Source organism: Streptomyces sp. P5F9 (assembly GCF_057961495.1).
This window is the reverse complement of the sequence record NZ_JBXVPZ010000762.1, coordinates 1-2,717: the sequence shown is the minus strand read 5'-3', so window position 1 is coordinate 2,717 and position 2,717 is coordinate 1. Positions and strand designations below refer to the sequence as shown.

General features: G+C 68.6%; 3 protein-coding genes. 2 read left to right on the top strand and 1 reads right to left on the bottom strand.

Annotation, left to right across the window (positions count from 1 at the left end; all coding sequences use genetic code 11):
- Positions 1 to 686, top strand: a 686-nt coding sequence (locus tag AC31A1_RS49700) for a DODA-type extradiol aromatic ring-opening family dioxygenase (protein ID WP_489659645.1), incomplete at its 5' end; no start/stop codon positions are given.
- A gap of 5 nt (positions 687 to 691) precedes the next feature.
- Here AC31A1_RS49700 and AC31A1_RS49695 read toward each other — a convergent pair.
- Complete coding sequence (locus tag AC31A1_RS49695; RefSeq protein ID WP_489659644.1) at positions 692 to 1,240, bottom strand: GNAT family N-acetyltransferase; 549 nt, start codon at positions 1,238 to 1,240, stop codon at positions 692 to 694.
- A gap of 183 nt (positions 1,241 to 1,423) precedes the next feature.
- Between AC31A1_RS49695 and AC31A1_RS49690 the strand changes: the two genes are divergently transcribed.
- Positions 1,424 to 2,422, top strand: coding sequence for a sigma-70 family RNA polymerase sigma factor (locus AC31A1_RS49690; protein ID WP_329251568.1), 999 nt, complete (start codon positions 1,424 to 1,426; stop codon positions 2,420 to 2,422).
- The last annotated feature ends 295 nt before the right edge of the window (positions 2,423 to 2,717 follow it).

Genomic DNA, 2,717 nt, shown 5'->3' with positions numbered 1-2,717 from the left:
GCCCCAAGGCGATCCTCATGGTCTCCGCCCACTGGGAGGAAGCCCCCCTCGCCCTCGGCGCGGTCGACCCGGTCCCCCTGGTCTACGACTTCTGGGGCTTCCCCGAGCACTACTACCAGGTCCGTTACGACGCCCCGGGCGCCCCCGAACTCGCCGAGTCCGTACGGAAGTTGCTGCGCGCCCCGGGCATCCCGGTCCAGGACGTCCCGGACCGCGGCCTCGACCACGGGGCGTACGTCCCGCTGGTCGAGATGTTCCCGGCCGCCGACATCCCCGTCCTCCAGGTCTCCATGCCGACCCTCGACCCGGCGAAGCTGATGGACATCGGCCGCAAGCTGGCACCCCTGCGCGACGAGGGCGTCCTGATCGTCGGCTCCGGCTTCTTCACCCACAACCTCGCCGCACTGCGCCACACCGGCGGGGGAGTGCCCACCTGGTCCTCCGAGTTCGACGACTGGGGCAGGCGGGCACTGGAGTCCCGCGACTGGGACGGCCTGCTGGACTTCCTCCACAAGGCCCCGGCCGGGCGCTACGCCCATCCGCGCACCGAGCACTTCGCCCCGCTGTTCGTCGCCATGGGCGCGGCGGAGGCGGGCGGTGACCTGGACGCGCGGGAGTCCTTCGACCCCTCCGTGATCGACGGGTTCTGGATGGGGATGGCGAAGCGGTCGGTGCAGTTCGGCTGAGGCTTCTACAGGTCCTTCTCGTACCAGGCGACATCCCAGTAGCGGCCGAACTTGCGGCCCACCTCCCGGTAGGTGCCGATGTGCCGGAACCCGAAGCGTTCATGCAGCCGCGTGGACGCTTCGTTGGGCTGTGCGATGCCCGCGTACGCCCGGTGCACGTCCTCGTCCGCCAGAGCCTCGAACAGGGCTTTGTAGAGCAGCGTGCCGATGCCCCGGCCGCTGATGGTGCCCCCTCTGGGGGAGTCCGGGGCGAGGTAGACCGTGACCTCGACCGAGGTCGAGTAGGCGGGCTTCGCCCGGTAAGGACTGGATGTGGCGTAGCCGAGGATTCGCTGTGAGTTTCCTTGGAAGGTCCCGTCCACGGCAACCTTCAGCCGGTATGGCCCGTCTTCAGGGTGGGAGAGCAGCCAAGGGCGACGCTCCTCCGGTGTGAAGGGGACGGTGTCGAAGGTGATCGGGGTCTCGCGCACGTAGTGGTTGTAGATGTCCGTGAGGGCGTCGAGGTCACTCTCGACTCCCGGCCTGACCTGCACCTCTGTACGTTCCGACGGCATCGTTACCCCCTTGTGGCCGGACAGGGTACTGCAAGATCAGAAAAATAGGGGAGCGGGTTGGGAATTCTGTCCGGATTCCAGTCGTTGTTTCCATCAGATGCAGGGCACACGAGAAGAGTCACCAGACAAGTGTCACAGCATCGGACGAACACCTGCTGACCTCACCATCGCAAGGGAGCACGCATGGCAACCCGTGCCGTCGCCCGTCGTAAGTCCGCCTCCGGCGAGACCTCCGGCGTGGCGCGCAGTGTTCGCGCCCATGGCGGCGAGATCGCCGACCGCGACCTGGTCGGCATGTATCTCGACGAAATCGCGCGTACACCGCTGCTCGACGCCGCCAAGGAAGTCGAGCTTTCACAGACCATCGAAGCGGGCGTGTTCGCACGCCAGGTCCTCGACGGCGAGGAGAAGTCCCAGGCGGACGCCTCCCGCGCCGAGCTGGAGGCTCTGGTCGCCGAGGGGGAGCGTGCCAAGGACGTCTTCATCCGTTCCAACCTCCGCCTGGTCGTGGCCGTGGCCCGCCGTTACCCCCGTAGCGGCCTGCCCCTCCTCGACCTGATCCAGGAGGGCAACGCGGGCCTGGTGCGCGCGGTCGAGAAGTTCGACTACCGCAAGGGCTTCAAGTTCTCGACATACGCGACCTGGTGGATCCGCCAGGCCATCACCCGCTCCATCGCCGACCAGTCCCGGACCATCCGCCTGCCCGTCCACCTCGTGGAGGAGCTGGGCCGGATCCGCCGGGTGCAGCGCGAGTTCAACCGCAAGAACGGGCGGGAGCCCGAGCACGCGGAGATCGCCGCCGAGCTGGACACGACCCCGGAGCGCGTGACGAACGTCCTGGACTGGGCCCGTGACCCGGTCTCGCTGAACATGTCGGTGGACGACGACGGAGACACGCAGTTCGGTGACCTCCTGGAGGACACCTCCGCGGTCTCGCCCGAGCAGTCCGTCATGACCCTGCTGCGCAGCGAGGAACTGGACGACCTGATCGGCCGCCTCGACCAGCGCACGGCCTCCATCATCAAGATGCGGTACGGCATGGAGGACGGCCGGGAGCGCACACTCACCGAGGTCGGCAAGGAGCACGGCCTGACCCGCGAGCGCATCCGGCAGATCGAGAAGCACGCACTGCTGGAACTGAAGAAGCTGGCCAGCCAGACCGGCTTCGACGCGGCGGCGTAAGCGGCCGTGAGCGGGGCGGGAGCGGCCGTGAGCGGGGCGGGAGCTGTGCCGGGGGCGTGAGTCCCTGGCCTCCGGCCCGGACCGGCCCGGTGGACGCGGGGGCGCGTACGAACGAGATGCGCGCCGGACCGCGTACGCCTGGTGGCGGGAGACCGCGCGAACATGGCTGTGTAATGCCGCTTCAAGCTGCTGGGCCCGGGGAACAAGACTTCAGGGCGCAGGAGTTCGGGTCCGGGGCGGTGCCCCGAGACCCCCTGAGCCAAGTCCCGACGCACCACCCCCCCGGCGCCGGGAC